The sequence below is a fragment of the Halomonas urumqiensis genome (assembly GCF_003028575.1).
Lineage (GTDB): Bacteria > Pseudomonadota > Gammaproteobacteria > Pseudomonadales > Halomonadaceae > Halomonas > Halomonas urumqiensis.
In genome coordinates this window covers 13863-30707 of sequence record NZ_PYUD01000006.1, presented here as the reverse complement: position 1 = coordinate 30707, position 16845 = coordinate 13863, and the positions used below count along the sequence as shown (strand labels likewise).

The following is a 16845-nucleotide window of genomic DNA, read 5'->3' as shown; positions in this document are numbered from 1 at the left end:
TGCGTGACGCACCCATGCCAGGATCACCAATGTCAGGACTCTTTCGCCGCTTCTTTGCTCCCCGCTGGGAACACCGTGACCCGGCGGTACGCCTCCAGGCCATTCCCCGGCTGGACACTGCCCGCCCCGAACAGCGCCAGGCACTGGAAAGGCTGGCGCTGGACCCTGACGTTGACGTCCGGCGAGCCGCCTTGGCGAGGCTCGACGACCCCGAGCGCTTGCTTGCGCTGCTGGATCAGAATGCCAATGCCGACGGGGGATGTAACGAACTGCACACACGCCTGATCGAGCTGATCAACGGCCGTGACGGCAACCTCGCGCTTGGCGCACGCATCGAACTCGCCGAGCGGCTGGACCAACCTGACCTGCTTGCCGCCGTCGCCCTGCAGGGGGACAACCAGCAATTACGCCTTGCGGCACTGGCACGAATCAGCGACGAACAAGCCTTGATTCGCCAAGCCTGCGATAATGGCATCGCGGCCGTCAGACACGCCGCTGCCGCTCGCGTCGAGAGCGAGGCTGGCCTTGCACACCTCGCCCAACAGGCCAAACGCGACCGCCAGGTCATGCGCCAGGCACGGGAACGGCTTAACCGCATTCGCGCCGATGCCGCATCGATTGCCGCTGCGCGTGATCGCCGCGAGGCACTGATCAATGATCTTGAGCGACATGCCAATGCCACTTGGGAGCCCCTCTACGCCGGTCGCTTCCGCCATCTCATGCGCCAATGGGCCAGCCTCGATGACTCACCTGAAGCATCACAGGAACGCCGCTATCAGGACGCTTGCCTGCGCTGTCGAAAGGTCATCGGGGACCATGAGGCCCATGAGCGTTCACGCGAAGTGGCACACCAGCAGCGCGAGGATGCCGACCAGGCGCGGGTATCGCTGGTGGAAGCGCTGGAGGAGAGCCTCGATGCCCTCTACCGCAGCGACAGCATTTCACGCCAGGACATCGACAGCCTGCGTGCCCAGAAACAGCTGCTGGCCAACCGCTGGCAGGCGCTTTCCGACCAGCACCTCGCCGATGAGGCGTTACGCGAACGCTATGACACCGCACGCCAGAGTTTCGAACGCATCAGCCAGGCCTGGGTTCGCTTCGAAGAGCGTGCGGGCGAGCTCGAGCGCGCCTTGGCCGATGGCGACGACGAACGCCTTCGTGCGCTTGTCGATGCCTGCGGCTGGCCGGACAATCTGGCGCCGACTGCCCTGCTGCACCGAGTACGCCAACACCTGGCGTACGACAATGACGCCAACCAACCGTCGGACCTGACTGCCCAGGCCGACGCCTATAAAGCCGCGCTGGACCAGTTCGAGAAGCTACTGGAAAGCGGTGCCTTCAAGGGTGCCAGCCGCGTGCATCAACGCCTGCGTCAACAAGCCGAAACGCTGCCGGCCAAATATCGCCAACCCCATGAGGCACGGCTCAAGCGTCTTGGTGCGCAGCTTGCTGAGCTACGCGATTGGCGCGGCTTCGTGGCCGGCCCCAAGCGCGACCAACTGTGCGAATCCATCGCGGCACTGGCCGAGGACGAGACACTGAGCGACGCTCAGCTCGACCGCCGGCATCGTCAACTGGTCAAGGAGTGGAAATCGCTGGGTGATGCCGCTGCCAACCGCGAACAGGCCGGGCGCTTTCGTGCCGCCTCTGATCGCATCCATGAGCGCCTGGCGCCATGGCGCGCACGGCTTGATGAACAGCGCCAGCACAACCTCGAAACCCGCGAAGCGTTGTGCGAACAACTCGAGACACTGCTCGCCCAGCCCGCCGAACAGGCCGACCCCGATGCCCTGCGCCAGATCCGCGACAAGGCCCGCGAGCAGTGGCGGCTGGCCTCCCCCGTGCCGCGCGACCAGACGGAGGCCATCGGCCGACGGTTCGGGCGTATCCGCCACGAGCTACAGGCGCTGATCGATCAACGCGCCCTGGTCATCGCCTCCGCCAAGCGAGAACTGATCGAGCAGGCCCGAGCGCTCACCGAGAGTGATCTTCCCGCATCACGGAGCGCCGACCAGGCCAAGGGGTTACAGCGCCAATGGCGCGAACTGGGGCGTGCGCCAAAAGGCGAGGAACAGGCCCTATGGCGAGAGTTCCGCGGCCTTTGCGATACCATCTTTGCGTCTCGCGAGGCCGAGCGTGATGATCGCGCCCAACGCGCCAGGCACCGACTCGACGCCATGCAGGCCCTGATCGACCGGCTCGATGCGTGGCAACCCGCCACCAGCCATGATGCACCGTTACTCGAAGAGGCCATCCGTGAGGCATCAGCACTCGAGCCACTGCCTGCCGGGCGACGTACCGAAGGGATGCGGCGACGCTGGACGGGCATCATTCGCGCCCGCAGCGAACGCCTGGCGAGGCTCGCGGTGATCGACGAAGTGGAGCGCTGGCGCGCAGTGAAGCCACTCCTTGACGCCCACCTCGAGGCTGACGCGGCAAGCCTCTCTGGAGAGCACCCCAGCGATGTGGCGATACCCGATGGGCTGACATTGACCCACGACATGGCCAACGCCCACGCGCAGCGCAATATCGCGCGCCACTCGCCATCCGGCAACGTGGAGGAGCGCCTGGCAAGAGTCCGGGTACACCTTTCGTTGTTGGCCGTCGGTCGAGTGAGCCATCGCGACGACCCGCTACGCCTGGCGATCCAGGTCGAACGGCTCAACGAGAACCTCGGCCGGGAACCCTCCCGTGCCGAGGAGTTGCATGGTGTGTTGCGCGAGCTGCTGGCGATCGGGCCGGTGCCGCCGGCCGAATGGGCGCGCGAGGTCGGTGAATTCGACCACATGCTCGAGCAACTGACACGCCTGCCGCCGCCCTGACAAGCCGCCAAAACGGCGAAAGCGCAAGGGTTTACCTCGCGCTTTCGCGTTGGTGCCTGAACCATTACCAGGATCGTGGTAGTGATGCAGGCGTTACCAGCCGGGCTGATTAGCCCATGAACTGACCACCATTGATATCGATGTTGGCACCGGTGATGAAGCCCGACTCCTGGTGGGCCAGGAAAGTCACCAGCCGGCCGATCTCTTCTGGCGTGCCATAGCGCTTGACCGGAATGGTCTCGCGAATAGACTCACGAACTTTTTCTGGAATCTTCATGATCATGTCAGTGGCAATGTAGCCAGGTGACACGGTATTGACGGTGATACCCTTGGTGGCCGTTTCCTGGGCCAGCGACATGGTCAGACCATGCATGCCTGCCTTGGCAGCAGCGTAGTTGGCCTGGCCGAACTGTCCCTTGCGGCCATTGATCGATGAGATGTTGATGATGCGACCATAACTCTGCTCGAGCATGCCCTCGATCACACTGCGGCAGGTATTGAACACGCTGTTGAGGTTGGTATCGATGACCTCGTGCCACTGCTCGGGGGTCATCTTCTTCAAGGTACCGTCGCGAGTGATGCCGGCACAATTGACCAGAACGGTCACCGGGCCGTGCGCCTCCTGGATCTCCTTCACCCCGGCGACGCAAGCGTCATAGTCGGTGAGATTCACACCGGACAGCGAAATGTTGTCGAAACCATCGGCTTTCTGGGTCTCAAGCCATGCCTTGGCCTTCTCTGGATTATTATACCCCGCGACCACATGGTAGCCCTCTGCGGCGAGGGTGCGGCAGATCGAACTACCGATACCGCCAGTACCACCTGTGACCCATGCAACTTGTGCGTTATTGGCCATCGTTACCTCCCTGATTTTCATGACGCGGAACGGCGAGGCCTGCTGAGCCAACGCCCGAATTGTCATGCCTGATGAGCTCATCGGCTCATGACAACCCTCTGCAGTATGAACCACGGAAGGCAAACGGGACGAGCGTTTGAACCCCCTTGACCGTGATCAGGAAAGGTGTAGAATACGCCACACGTTGATGCGGGGTGGAGCAGTCTGGTAGCTCGTCGGGCTCATAACCCGAAGGTCATCGGTTCAAATCCGGTCCCCGCTACCAAATTCCAGGAAAGGCTAGAACCCAGCGGTTCTGGCCTTTTTTGTGCGTCTCCGATATAAGCCCGGGAAGGTCATCGGTTCGCTTTTGTTTCAACATCGGCGGTCCCCGCTACCAAATTCCAGGAAAGGCCAGAACCAAGCGGTTCTGGTCTTTTTTTGTGTGTCTCCGACATAAGCCCGGGAAGGTCATCGGTTCGCTTTTGTTTCAACATCGGCGGTCCCCGCTACCAAATTCCGGGAAAGGCCAGAACCAAGCGGTTCTGGTCTTTTTTTGTGCGTCTCCGACATAAGCCCAAGAAGGTCATCGGTTCGCTTTTGTTTCAACATCGGCGGTCCCCGCTACCAAATTCAAGGAAAGGCCAGAACCCAGCGGTTCTGGTCTTTTTTGTGTGCTCGGATAAGACCGATGCTCGTCAGGCATCGACGCCGATGGCGTACTCCCTGCCGGCGTCCAGAATCCAGCGATAGAGGTAGTCGGCGAAGCTTCTGCGCAGCACCAGTTCCCAGCGATCCTCGGTGGGACGACGCAGGATCAGGCTGGCCTTGGCGAATATCGTGGTGACCCCCTTGCCCACCGGGAAGGCATCGGGGTGGACGTCATAGGGCGTCGACTTCATCAACAGCTCACGGGCACACTCGCCCTCGAGCTCGAGCAGTGTCTGGCCGCCGCTGACATTGACGATGGCGTAGTGGTTGTCCGAGGAATCGTGTGCATCGCCCAGGGCCTCGCGCAGCTTGCCTTCCAGATCGAACTCCTCGCCGCCGGGCACGATCACGAGCCACTCGTCGGGCGACAACCACTGGATAGAGCGTTCGCCGCTCTCGTCCCGAGTCAGGGTGTTGGGGCGCCCCGGCAGGCCGAACCCCAGCACCTCGCGTACCGCCTCGTCGAGCATAATGGCACCGCCACGCAGGATCAGATGGCCGAGCATCGCGCGCTCGCGCAGCACCACGCGGCTCTTCTCGCTGACACTCGGGCGGCCACTATGGTGGCAGGACCAGGCCAGCGGGGACTCCGTCGGCACCTCGGTCTCAGGGCGCACGTTGTAGACGTTGAACCAGCTTGCGGTTTGCTCAGACATTCTGGCGCGCTCCCTTTGGATCCACAAAGATCGTGCTGACGATTTCAGCGGCGTGAGTCTTGCCGTCGGCCATGGGCAGGTAGACGGTTTCCCCCATGCGCGAATGGCCGCCCTTGACCACGGCGAGGGCGAAACCGCTCTCCAGCGTCGGGCTGTAGTAGCTCGAGGTCACATGGCCCACCATGGGCATGGGAATGGCGTGATCCGGATCGAGGACGATCTGGGCGCCCTCCTTCAGCACCACCTTCGGGTCCTTGGGCTTGAGGCCCACCAGCTGCTTGCGGTCGACCCGGCGGGTGTCGGAGCGCGAGAGCGCCCGCTTGCCCACCCACGGGAACGGCTTGTCGTAGCCGACGGCCCACTGCATGCCCAGATCCTCCGGGGTCACCGAGCCGTCGGTGTCCTGCCCGGCGATGATGAAGCCCTTCTCGGCGCGCAGGACGTGCATCGTCTCCGTGCCGTAGGGCGTCAGGCCGTACTTGTCGCCGTGCTCGAAAAGGGTCTTCCAGACATGCATGGCGTAGTTGGCCTGGACGTTGATCTCGTAGGCCAGCTCGCCGGTGAAGGAGATGCGGAACACCCGCACCGGCACCCCCGCCACCTTGCCCTGGCGCCAGTCCATGAACTGGAAGGCGTCGCGGTCGAGGTCGATGTCGGTGATCTCGGCGAGCAGCTTGCGCGCCTCGGGGCCGGTCACCGTCATGGTGGCCCAGTGGTCGGTCACCGAAGTGAAGGTGACGTCCAGTTCCGGCCATTCGGTCTGGTGCCAAAGCTCCAGCCACTCCATCACCCCGGCGGCACCACCGGTGGTGGTGGTCATCAGGAAGTGATTCTCGGCAAGGCAACTGGTGGTGCCATCGTCCATCAGCATGCCATCGTCCTTGCACATCAATCCGTAGCGGGCGCGGCCGACGGCCAGCTTGGCCCACTTGTTGGTGTAGATGCGGCCCAGGAACTCGCGGGCATCCGGGCCCTGGATATCGATCTTGCCGAGTGTGGAAGCATCGAGGATGCCGACCTTCTCGCGCACCGCCAGGCACTCGCGGGCCACCGCCTCCGCCATACTCTCGCGCTCGCCGTTGGTGGCGTCGGGGCGTACTTGTGGGCGTACTTGTGGAAAATACCAGGGGCGTTTCCACTGGCCGACATCCTCGAACTCGGCGCCGTGCTCCACATGCCACTGGTGCAGTGCGGTATAGCGCTTGGGCTCGAACAGCTCGCGGCAATGACGACCGGCAATGGCGCCAAACGTCACCGGCGTGTAGTTGGGACGGAACACCGTGGTGCCCACTTCGGGAATTGACTTGCCCAGGCAGCGAGCGGCGATGGCCATGCCGTTGATGTTGCCGAGCTTGCCCTGGTCGGTGCCGAAGCCCATGGCGGTGTAGCGCTTGACGTGCTCGATGGACTCGAAGCCCTCGCGCGTCGCCAACTCAATGGCCGCCGCGGTGACATCGTTCTGCAGGTCGACGAACTGCTTGGGTGCCCGCAGCGTCGGTTTCTCGTGGGGCACCTGGTACAGCGCGCAGGCCGTGCTCTCGTAACGGGCATCGACCTGGGGCAGCGCGATGGCATCGGCGGACTTGCCAAGCGCAGCGAGCGCCTCGCACGCCTTGGCCGTGCCATCGGCAAGACCTTCCGCCAGGCCATGGACGCCACGCGCGCTGCCGGCGGCATGCACGCCCTTCACCAGGCTCGGCACGAAACCGAGGAGCTCGTCGTCCCAGGACGGCCGCGCGCCGGTGTGGGAAGCCAGGTGGATCACCGGGCTGTAGCCACCGGAGCTTGCAATGGTGTCGCACGCCAGGGTCTCGGCTTGGCCCGCGACCTTGAACGCCGCGACATCGATGGCGGCCACGCGGGCGCCGCTCACCCGCTTCTCTCCCCTCGCCTCCAGCACCGCTGCACCGTCGATGATGCGAATACCTCGAGCACGTGCCTCGGCCACCAGGTCGCCGTCCGGGTTGCGGCGCGCATCGACGATGGCCACCACCTCGCGGCCAGCGTCGATCCAGTCCAGGGCGGCACGGTAGCCATGGTCGTTGGTGGTGGAGAGCACCAGCTTCTCGCCCGGCACCACCCCATAGCGGCGGATATAGGTGGAAACGGCACCGGCGATCAGGTTGCCCGGCACATCGTTGTTGCCGTACACCAGTGGCCGCTCGTGGGCACCGGTGGCCAGCAACACCTGCCCGGCGCGCACGCGATGCATGCGCGAACGTGCGGGGCGAACGCCATCGACCAGTGGCGCGGTCTCGCCAAGATGTTCGGTGCGCCGTTCATGCAGGGTGACGAAGTGGTGGTCGTGGTAACCGTTGGCGGTGGTGCGGGGCAGCAGGGTGACGTTGTCGAGCCGGCCCAGCTCGTCGATCACGCGCTCCGCCCAGCGGTAGGCGGGCTGGTGGTCGAGCAGTTCACGGCTATCGAGCAGCGAACCGCCCATTTCTTCCTGTTCGTCGCAGAGGATCACCCGGGCCCCGCTGCGCGCGGCGGTCAAGCCCGCCATCAGGCCAGCCGGCCCGGCACCGATCACCAGCAGATCGCAGTGCTGGTGGAGGTGATCGTAGTGATCGGGATCGCGTTCCATGGGGCTGCGGCCGAGGCCCGCCCCCTTGCGGATGTATTTCTCGTAGGTCATCCACATGGAAGCGGGTGCCATGAAGGTCTTGTAGTAGAAGCCCGGCGGCATGAAGCGCCCACCCAGCTTGCCGATCAGGCTCATGGCGTCGCGCTGCACGTTGGGCCAGCCATTGGTACTTTGCGCGGTGAGGCCTTCGAACAGCGCCTGCTGGGTGGCGCGCACGTTGGGTACCTGGGCGGCCTCGCTGCTGCCCAGCTGGACCAGCGCATTGGGCTCCTCGGCGCCAGCAGCGACGATGCCGCGCGGGCGCGAGTACTTGAAGCTGCGGTTGACGATATCCACCCCGTTGGACAGCAGCGCCGAGGCCAGGGTGTCGCCGGCATGGCCCTGGTACCGCGTGCCGTTGAAGGTGAAGCTCAGGGTATGGGAACGATCGATACGCCCGCCCTCATGGAGACGATTCGGTTGTTTCAGCGACTGGCTCATGCCTTGGCTCCTTGCTGACGCTCGACCTTGTCAGCCCCAGCGGCGGTTCTCTCGGCAGCCACCGTCTCGGCGGGCCTGCCCTCGGGATGCTCGGCGGTGAAGCGTGGCGCCTCACCCATCTTGTAGGTCTCGAGGATCTCGTAGCTCACGGTGTTGCGCGTGATGTTGAAGAACTTGCGACAGCCGACGGCGTGTACCCACAGCTCGTGGTGGATACCGCGTGGGTTGTCACGGAAGAACAGGTAGTCACCCCACTGCTCGTCGGAACAAGCCTCGGGGTCCTCAGGGCGGGCGATATGCGCCTGGCCCTTGGGGTGGAACTCCTCTTCCTCGCGGTGCTCCTCGCAGTAGGGGCAGTAGATATGGAACATGGTTGGTCTCCCTTGGAGCGTCTTTCACAACCCGATACAGGATGAGCTTTCCCGGCGACAAGCCTCGCGAGGGCGCTGTGAACCCTTCCATGGGCGCTACTTTTGCCTTCCCTGGCAAAAGACCCTCGCTGCGCCTCGTCCCCGGCGCTCATCTCGACGAACGCGTAGAAATGAACGCTTAATGCGCGACGCCGGCGGCGCCGTGTTCGTCGACCAGCGCCCCGGTGTGGAAACGGTCGATGGAGAACGGAGCCGCGAGCGGATGGGTCTGGCCCTTGGCCAGGGTCCAGGCGAATACATGGCCCGACCCGGGGGTCGCCTTGAACCCGCCGGTGCCCCAGCCACAGTTGAAGAACAGCTCCTTCACTGGTGTCTTCGAGAGGATCGGACAGGCATCCGGGCAGGTGTCGACGATGCCGCCCCACTGGCGGTTCATGCGCACCCGCGAGAAGATCGGGAACAGCTCGACGATGGCCTGCAGGGTGTGCTCCACAGTGGGATAGCTGCCGCGCTGACCGTAGCCGTTGTAGCCGTCGATGCCGGCGCCGATCACCAGGTCGCCCTTGTCGGTCTGGCTGATGTAGCCGTGCACATGGTTGGACATCACCACGGTATCCAGCACAGGCTTGAGCGGCTCGGAGACCAATGCCTGCAAGGGGTGGGACTCCAGCGGCAGCCGGAAGCCGGCCATCTTCGCCAGCACACCCGAGTTACCCGCCGCCACGCAGCCCACGGTCTTCGCCTCGATATCGCCGCGGTTGGTGTGCACGCCATGCACACGGCCATCACGGATCTTGAAGCCGGTGACCTCGGTGTTCTGCAGCAGGTCGACCCCCAGCGCATCGGCGGCGCGAGCATAGCCCCAGGCCACGGCGTCGTGGCGCGCCACGCCGGCTCGCGGCTGCCAGGAAGCGCCAAGCACTGGATAGCGGGTATTCCTGGAGCAGTCCATGATCGGCACGATCTGCTGGATCTGCTCGGGGGTAATCACCTCGCTGTCGATGCCATTGAGGCGGTTGGCGTTGACCCGGCGCTGGATGTCACGCATGTCCTGCAACGTGTGCCCCAGGTTCATCACGCCGCGCTGGGAGAACATCACGTTGTAGTTGATATCCTGCGACAGCCCTTCCCACAGCTTCATCGCGTGTTCATAGAGCGCGGCGGACTCGTCCCATAGATAGTTGGAGCGCACAATCGTCGTATTGCGCGCCGTATTGCCGCCGCCCAGCCAGCCCTTCTCGACCACGGCCACGTTAGTGATGCCGTGCTCCTTGGCCAGGTAGTAGGCGGTGGCCAGGCCATGGCCGCCACCGCCGACGATGATCGCGTCGTACTGCTTCCTGGGCGTGGGATTACGCCATTGGCGTTCCCAGTTCTCGTGGTGGCTCAGCGCGTGCTTGGCCAGCCCGAAGCCTGAATAGCGTTGCATGGGAGTTCTCCTGACAGATGGATTCAGGCGAGGGACGTCGCGCTGATCGCATCGGCGATGACGGCGGCACACCGGGTATCGAAGGACCGTTTCATACTGTCGGCAGCGGGCACGGGCACCCGCTGGCTCACCCCTGATTGAAAGCGAACCGATACCTGAAAAGATTGAACGGATGCGACAGCTTTCCTGAACGGGGCACGCACCATGGCCCCACTCACATGCCATCATGCAGGGTAAGCGACGTGGTACAGGAGAGGGATGAACGTTCGGGTTTGCACGGATGCCGTATGTCAGAGCACCGGGCGCCCCTCAATATGCAGGAAGAAGGGGTCTACCTGGACGCTTCCCGGCTCTCCGGCGCGCTTGCGCATCGCGGAGGGGGAGACACCGAAGGCACTGCGGAAGTGGCGCGAAAAGTGAGCGGCATCAGCAAAACCACAGAGCTCGGCGATCTCGGTGACACTGCTGCCGGTGTAGTGCAACAGCCACTGACCATAATGCAGGCGCAGATCACGCGCGAACTTCTGGGGGCTCACGCCCAACGTCTCACGGAAGCGGCGCTCCAGGTTTCGACGCGAGGTGCCGACGCGCCCCGCCAACGCCTCCATGGAAACCGCCTCGCCCAGGTGCTGCTCGAGCAAGGCGATGGCGCGCCGCACCAGCCGATCCTCGATCTTGCCGAACACCACCGGCTGGGGCTGTGGGTGATGCCCCGGTCGAGCCTCGTCGAGCAGCATGATATGCAGGCTCTTCATGGCCCAGGCCTTGCCCAGGTGCCGCTCGACCAGGTAGGCGGCCAGATCCGCAGACGCTGCGCCGCCCGCGCAGGTGAGCAGATCACCCTCATCGATGAACAGGCGGTCGGCCACCGGTTCGACACCCGGGAAGCGCCGCACCAACTCGGCGTGGTGGTACCAACTCACACAGCAGCGCCGTCCGGCCATCACGCCAGCCTGGATGAGCGCGAAGGCACCGGTGCACAGCCCCACCAGAGGCACCTGGGCCGCCTGCGCCTCGCGCAGGTAGCCAAGCGCCGAGGTATCCGTCCGCTCACGCTGATCCTGAACGCCGCCGATCACCACGATGTAGTCGAACTCCAGAGGGTCGCGAAAGGCTTCGCAAGGCGTGATGGCAGCCCCGCAACTGGAGAGTGCCGCCTGGCCATCACGGGTCATGAATGTCCAGTGGCAGCGCAGTTGCCGTGAACGGTCCCCCTCGTCAGCGGCCAGGCGCAGGCAGTCGACGAAGGCTGCAAAGGGCAGCAGCGTGAAGCGGTGCAGTAACACGAAGCCCACGGACAGTGCCGGCACTTCGACGACATGGGTCATGGTGGAGTGGCACTCTCCAATCAATAAAAACTTTTATGATTCAATCACATGAACCACATGGAGTTCAGCATCGTGATGCGACCCATGGCATTCAAGCACGGGCCGGGCCAGTCGGAGGCCACATGTTTCGATTCCGGAGACATCACGCCCGGGAGTGGATGGTGTCTGACCCACGCATCGAACATGACTACTCGCCTCCCTGCCCGCTGATCCTTGGCGCCATGCCAAGGCGCCCCACCCCGGGCAGTTTCAATGCGGGGCGCTGCACGTCAACACCCAGCGAGAGCCCCAGCAGGTTGATCTCGAGGCCTTCGGCTCGCCCCACGGTCAGGCCTACCAGCCCCCCCAGCGAGGCCGTCACCCCTCCACCACCCGGCGTTGGGGCGACAAGGCCGGTGAAGAGGTAATCCTTGCCGATGGCGGTAACCGGCAACGTTGCCTCCAGCCCATCCACCTGGCGAATGACCCAGGCAGTGAAGGTATTGCTGTTGGGGCCGGGCCAGGCGCGATAGGTGGCGGCCGCGGGATAGGCCGCGACGGCCCGTTCGATTTCGGGAATCAACGCCTCGGCAGCTTCTCCTCGATAGTCGGCCAGCAGCGTCGGCGGGTTGCCATACCAGGCCCGGTCAGGGGTCGGCGTAAGCTGGGTCACCAACGCGGGGCGCCGCCAGCTCAACACATGATGCATTCGATAGCTCTCGGCATCCACCTCGCGGGTGGCGATCCAGGTATGCACGCCGAAGGCACCACGCCAGCCCCAGGTGCGTGCGGCCATCACCTGCACCACCGCCTCCGGGCTATCACTGGCATCCGGCGCCAGCCCTGCCGGCTCACGCCCCGCCGAGGCCCAGCTGCCGCGCAGCGTTACCTGCTCGGTAGCCAGCATCCACATTGGCCCGGCCAGCAACAGGGCAAGCACCAGGGCAAGCCCGCTCAGCAGACGCATCAATCGCCTCATCTTCGCCCCTCCCCTTGAATCGGCTGGGCTTGGCCCACATATTCACGACAAACTCATTGCCTAGAAGGCCTCCGATCATGCCGATTGTCGACCCCCGCACCGGCGAACCACTCACCGGCGAACCCGCCACTCAAGAGGCACCGGCCACCGCTGATAACAGCCAGGGTGCCGAGCTGATCATCGATGTCGGTCGCGACAACATCCAGCAGATCCTCGAGTTTTCGATGCAGGTCCCCGTGCTGCTGGACTGCTGGGCGCCGTGGTGCGAGCCGTGCAAGAACCTGATGCCGATACTCGAGAAGCTGACCATCGAGTATCAGGGTGCCTTCATCCTCGCCAAGCTCAACATCGATGACAATCAGGAGATTGCCGCCCAGCTCGGCGTGCGCTCGGTGCCCGACGTCAAGCTCATCAGCCAGGGCGGCCTGGTCGATCATTTCCAGGGGGCACTGCCCGAGAAGCAGATCCGCGAATGGCTGGAACGCTACTTCCCGGCCCCCGAAGATGCACCGGCGAGCCTGGAGGATCAGGCCGCCGAGGCGCTGGAAGCGGGCGATCCCACCACGGCTCGTACTCTCTACGAGGAGCTCGTTCAGCAGAATCCCGAGCATATCCCCTATCAGGTGGCATTGGCTCGTGCGCTGGTGGCACAGGGCAACGCGGCTGAGGCCCGCACGCTGCTCGACAACCTGCCCCCCGAGGACCGCGATGCGCCGGCGGCGCGGGGTGTTCGCGCCAGCATCGAGTTCGGCGAAGAGGCTCCCAGTCACGAGGAACTTGCCGCCCTGAGCGAGCGCGACGACAGTGAAGCGCACTTCAAGCGTGCCCTGCGCCGGGTCGCCGATGGCGATTATGAGGCAGGCCTGGAAGCGCTGCTCGGCCTGATGAAGCGCGATCGTGCCTATGGCGACGATGCGGCTCGCAAGACCCTGCTGCGCGTGTTCGATGCCCTGGGTGCCGATCATCCGTTGACCGTGACCTACCGCCGCAAGCTGTTCGCCCTGCTGTACTGAGCCGCTACTTGCGCCATCCCCGCCACCGCTAAGGTGGCGGCCATGGGTCAGATGTCAGGATTCATGATGCCAGCACCCCGTCGAGGCGGGCCAGCGCGGCCTCCAGCTGATGTTCGGTGGTACCGAAGTTGAGCCTGGCAAATCCCGGCGCGCCGAAGTCGCCGCCACCGGACAACGCCACACCGGCTTGCTCGCGCAGCATGATTTCAGGCGCGTGGTGGCCGGCGAGCCTCGGTGCCTGGCGCAGGTCGAGCCAGGCCAGGTACGTGGATTGCGGCTCGCTCATGGTCACCCCCGGCCACTGCGCTACCCGCTCGACCAAGCGCTGGCGATGGCCCCTGAGCACTTCGAGCAACGCCAGTCGCCAGGGCTCACCGTGTGCATAGGCCGCCTCGGCCGCCACCAGCCCCAGCACATTGCCATCCGGCTGCAACCCCTTGACCACGGCGGCATATCGGGCACGCAGGTCAGCATCGGGGATCACCGCACAGGCCGTGGTCAGCCCCGCCAGGTTGAAGGTCTTGGAAGGTGCCCAAAGCGTGATGGTGCGAGCGGCAAGAGCGGGAAATGCCGCGGCAAGTGGCCGATGCCGAGCGTCGCGTTCGAGCAGCAAATCACAGTGCAGCTCGTCGGAGACCACATACAGGTCATGGCGTTCGACCAGCGCGGCAAGCCCGGCGAGCTCGTCTTCGCGCCACACCCGCCCGGTGGGATTATGCGGATGGCACCACAGCAGCAGGCGTGTGCGCGGGGTGATCGCCGCCTCAAGGGCGTCGATATCCAGTCGCCAGGGTTCGCCGGGGGCGACTGGCGGCGCCATCGCCGCCTGCTGGGCAAGCCGCCCGGTGCGCTCGGCCACCTTGAGAAAAGGGGGATAGATGGGGGTGATCGTCAACACACCGTCGCCCGGCTCGGTCAGTGCCAGGCTTGCCAGGTGAATGGCCGGCACCACCCCGGGGAGCCACAGCTGCCATTCGGGGTCGATGGGCCAGTCATAATGCCGCGCACTCCATTCGCAGAGCCTGTGCCGTAGCGAATCGGGCACCAGCCCGTAACCGAACACCCCATGTGCGACGCGAGCCTGCAAGGCGTCGACCACCGTTGGCGGGGAGGCGAAATCCATATCGGCAACCCACAGTGGTAGTACGTCGTCAGCGTAGCGGTGCCACTTCTGCGATGCCCAGTCGGCGGGCGCCCCGTGCCCCTTGGGGTGGCGACGCTCGATAGGCGTGGCAAAATCGAACTCCATGTCAATTCTCCTGGGTGAGACAACCACAATGATGGAAACCATGCCCCAAGGCAGCTTCTATGCCAAGGTTCGCCGCGGCATGCCGGCGCTGATCGACCAGTGGCGGCAACTCGGCCAGGGCGACCCCGAGCGGCTCGCCCTGCTGCTTGCCGAGACCGCCCGCGTGGCCAAGCTCGGCATGCCCGAAGCTACCCCGGACGCCGCGACCCTGGCTGCCTGGTGCGAGCCCGAGGCGGGAGATGACATCCCGCTATGGGCGGCGCGTACCGCCACCTTTCTGCTGGTGCAGATGCCGGCGCGTCCTGTGCCACAAAGCGACGACGAGGCATGCGCCTGGGCATACAGCTGGTTGCGCAACCGTGACTTCAGCGATTTCGAGACCGCCGAGAAGGCCCTGCCCAAACACCTGCAACCAGCGCTTGCCGCCGCCCTCAAGGCGGCCTGGACCGACCGTCAGGGTTTGCGCTTGGTCTAATCCTCACGCAATGTTCCAGCTGCGATAATGGCCCGCGGTTTCACGAAAGCCGAAAGACGACAGCTGGAAGACTAACGCTAGAAGGCAAAGACAACGCATGGATGTTCCCCTCGGTTGGCAGCTGGTCAAACTCGCCGTTTCCATCGGCATGGTACTCGGGCTCGGCGCTATCGCCGTGCGGGTCAGTCCCCGCGTGGCCGGATTGCTCGCCGGCTACCCCCTGGGCACCGCTATCGCACTATTCTTCATCGGCCTGGAGCTCTCCCCCGGCTTTGCCGCCGAGAGCGCCGTGCATACGCTGGCCGGTTTCACCGCCACCCTGGCCCTGGGGGGCGGCTACCTGCTGTGTGGTCGTCGTGATGGCCTGACCGGTGTACTGGCCGGCACCGCCGGAGGGGTCGTCGCCTTTCTCGCCGCGAGCCTGGTGCTGACGCAGATCGAGTTCAACCGCGTGACCGGCACGCTGACCACGCTGGTGGCCATCGCGGTGTTCATTCACCTGTACCGTCGCGTCCCCGACAGGCCCGCCAGCCGACAACGCACCACGGGCTGGCAAAGCCTTGTGATGCGCGCTTTGCTTGCCTCGGCGATCATCTTCACCATCACCGGGCTGGCCCACGTGCTGCCTGCGGCCTGGGCCGGCGTGATGGCCGCCTTTCCAGTGACCATGTACCCGTTCCTGGTGATACTGCACCTGACCCAAGGCGCTGGCCCGGTGGCCACAGTAATCAAGCACTACCCCGCGGGGCTCGGTTCACTGCTGTGCTATGCACTATGTGTCTCGCTGACCTACGACACGCTGGGCATCGCCCTGGGCACCCTGGCAGGCTTCGGGGTGGCGACGCTGTGGCTGTTGATATGGACCAGAGTACGGGCATGGCGCCAGGCGCGATTGGCCACCGAAACTTGACCGAGCGCTTGCTCGGGGTAAAGCTGACAGGCGAGCCATGCCAATGACAAGGAACACGCCGATGCTCACGCGAACCATCGAACCCGCCTTCTACGACACCGATGCCCTGGGCCACATCAACAACACGCGCCTGCCGGCCTGGTTCGAGCTGGCCAGAAACGATATCTTCAGGCTGTTCACGCCTGACCTTGACCCGCGCAAATGGCAATTGATCATGGCGCGCATGGAAATCGACTACCACGCGGAGCTGCACTACGGCAGCGACATCGAGATCCGCACCTACCTGACGCGGCTGGGCAATAGCTCGTTCACCGTGACCCAGGAGGCGTGGCAGGCTGGGCAGATGACCAACCGCGGGCATACGGTGATGGTACAGTTCGACCATCAGGCCAAGCGCTCGGTGCCCATCGAAGGTGAGCTCCGCGAGGCGCTCGAGGCACACCTGGTGAAGGAGACGGCAAACGCATGACGCCAGCAGTCAAGGCGCTTGAAAAGGCAGGCGTCGCCTTCGAGCTCAAAAGCTACACCCACGACCCGACCATTCCCGCCTACGGCGAGGAGGCGGCGCGCGTGCTGGGGCTTTCCCCTGACGAGGTGTTCAAGACCCTGCTGGCGACTCTCGACAACGGCCGGCTGGTGGTCGCTATCGTGCCGGTCGGCGGCCAGCTCGACCTCAAGGCCCTGGCGCGCGCAGCCAAGGCGCGCAAGGCCAGCATGGCCGACAGCAGCGAGGCCGAACGCGCCACCGGTTACGTGGTGGGCGGCATCAGTCCGCTTGGCCAGAAGAAGCGCCACCCCACCTTCATCGACGCAAGCGCCGAGACATTGCCTGCCATGCACATCAGTGGTGGACGGCGCGGCCTGGAGATTCGTCTCGCCCCGGCCGACCTGATCCAGCTGACCGATGCCCACCTGGCCCCCATCGCCAGGGCGTGAGCCGAATAGCCGGTGATGCGGTCCTAGTGCCATGGCGCATGTGTCGGTAAAAAGGCCCCGCCACACGACTTTTCCAAAGGAGGCG

Annotated in this window: 14 protein-coding genes and 1 tRNA gene; 7 read left to right on the top strand and 8 right to left on the bottom strand. The window is 64.6% G+C overall.

What is annotated here, in order from left to right:
* The first annotated feature begins 29 nt into the window (after positions 1 to 29).
* Positions 30 to 2822 (top strand): DUF349 domain-containing protein, encoded by a 2793-nt coding sequence (locus tag C6V82_RS14240; RefSeq protein ID WP_102588077.1) that lies wholly within the window; start codon positions 30 to 32, stop codon positions 2820 to 2822.
* A 109-nt stretch (positions 2823 to 2931) separates the two neighbouring features.
* On the opposite strand, the gene phbB is transcribed toward C6V82_RS14240, so the two are convergent.
* Positions 2932 to 3678 (bottom strand): acetoacetyl-CoA reductase, encoded by a 747-nt coding sequence (phbB, locus tag C6V82_RS14235; RefSeq protein WP_102588078.1) that lies wholly within the window; start codon positions 3676 to 3678, stop codon positions 2932 to 2934.
* Positions 3679 to 3866: 188 nt separating this feature from the next.
* Here phbB and C6V82_RS14230 point away from each other — a divergent pair.
* Positions 3867 to 3943: transfer RNA gene (locus C6V82_RS14230), tRNA-Met, on the top strand.
* A gap of 412 nt (positions 3944 to 4355) precedes the next feature.
* On the opposite strand, the gene C6V82_RS14225 is transcribed toward C6V82_RS14230, so the two are convergent.
* The 6 genes from C6V82_RS14225 to C6V82_RS14200 form a co-directional block, all read right to left on the bottom strand.
* On the bottom strand, positions 4356 to 5024 hold the full coding sequence (locus tag C6V82_RS14225) for a sarcosine oxidase subunit gamma (protein WP_102586978.1): 669 nt from the start codon (positions 5022 to 5024) through the stop codon (positions 4356 to 4358).
* Positions 5017 to 8091 carry a sarcosine oxidase subunit alpha family protein gene (locus C6V82_RS14220; protein ID WP_102586979.1) on the bottom strand — a complete coding sequence of 1025 codons (3075 nt, stop codon included), beginning with the start codon at positions 8089 to 8091 and terminating at the stop codon, positions 5017 to 5019. Before C6V82_RS14220 ends, C6V82_RS14225 begins: the two co-directional genes overlap by 8 nt.
* A complete protein-coding gene (locus tag C6V82_RS14215; RefSeq protein WP_102586980.1) occupies positions 8088 to 8462 on the bottom strand; it encodes a sarcosine oxidase subunit delta in 375 nt (124 codons plus the stop codon). Before C6V82_RS14215 ends, C6V82_RS14220 begins: the two co-directional genes overlap by 4 nt.
* Positions 8463 to 8640: 178 nt before the next feature.
* Positions 8641 to 9891: a sarcosine oxidase subunit beta family protein gene (locus C6V82_RS14210; RefSeq protein WP_102586981.1), complete on the bottom strand. Its 1251-nt coding sequence runs from the start codon at positions 9889 to 9891 to the stop codon at positions 8641 to 8643.
* A gap of 290 nt (positions 9892 to 10181) precedes the next feature.
* Complete coding sequence (locus tag C6V82_RS14205) at positions 10182 to 11219, bottom strand: GlxA family transcriptional regulator (protein WP_102586982.1); 1038 nt, start codon at positions 11217 to 11219, stop codon at positions 10182 to 10184.
* Between the two features lie 187 nt (positions 11220 to 11406).
* Positions 11407 to 12177, bottom strand: a complete 771-nt coding sequence (locus tag C6V82_RS14200; protein WP_102586983.1) for a DUF3750 domain-containing protein — start codon at positions 12175 to 12177, stop codon at positions 11407 to 11409.
* A gap of 77 nt (positions 12178 to 12254) precedes the next feature.
* Here C6V82_RS14200 and C6V82_RS14195 point away from each other — a divergent pair, with 77 nt between their 5' ends.
* Positions 12255 to 13190 carry a thioredoxin family protein gene (locus C6V82_RS14195; RefSeq protein ID WP_102586984.1) on the top strand — a complete coding sequence of 312 codons (936 nt, stop codon included), beginning with the start codon at positions 12255 to 12257 and terminating at the stop codon, positions 13188 to 13190.
* Positions 13191 to 13251: 61 nt separating this feature from the next.
* On the opposite strand, the gene C6V82_RS14190 is transcribed toward C6V82_RS14195, so the two are convergent.
* Positions 13252 to 14439, bottom strand: coding sequence for a MalY/PatB family protein (locus C6V82_RS14190; RefSeq protein WP_102586985.1), 1188 nt, complete (start codon positions 14437 to 14439; stop codon positions 13252 to 13254).
* Between the two features lie 40 nt (positions 14440 to 14479).
* Here C6V82_RS14190 and C6V82_RS14185 point away from each other — a divergent pair, with 40 nt between their 5' ends.
* The 4 genes from C6V82_RS14185 (at position 14480) to ybaK (ending at position 16760) form a co-directional block, all read left to right on the top strand.
* Positions 14480 to 14914, top strand: coding sequence for a hypothetical protein (locus C6V82_RS14185; RefSeq protein WP_102587002.1), 435 nt, complete (start codon positions 14480 to 14482; stop codon positions 14912 to 14914).
* A gap of 97 nt (positions 14915 to 15011) precedes the next feature.
* Positions 15012 to 15824 (top strand): hypothetical protein, encoded by an 813-nt coding sequence (locus C6V82_RS14180; RefSeq protein WP_102586986.1) that lies wholly within the window; start codon positions 15012 to 15014, stop codon positions 15822 to 15824.
* Positions 15825 to 15885: 61 nt separating this feature from the next.
* Complete coding sequence (locus C6V82_RS14175; protein WP_102586987.1) at positions 15886 to 16293, top strand: acyl-CoA thioesterase; 408 nt, start codon at positions 15886 to 15888, stop codon at positions 16291 to 16293.
* The gene (gene ybaK / locus C6V82_RS14170; RefSeq protein ID WP_102586988.1) at positions 16290 to 16760 is read left to right on the top strand and encodes a Cys-tRNA(Pro) deacylase; all 471 of its coding nucleotides are present in this window, start codon (positions 16290 to 16292) and stop codon (positions 16758 to 16760) included. Before C6V82_RS14175 ends, ybaK begins: the two co-directional genes overlap by 4 nt.
* Positions 16761 to 16845: the final 85 nt, after the last annotated feature.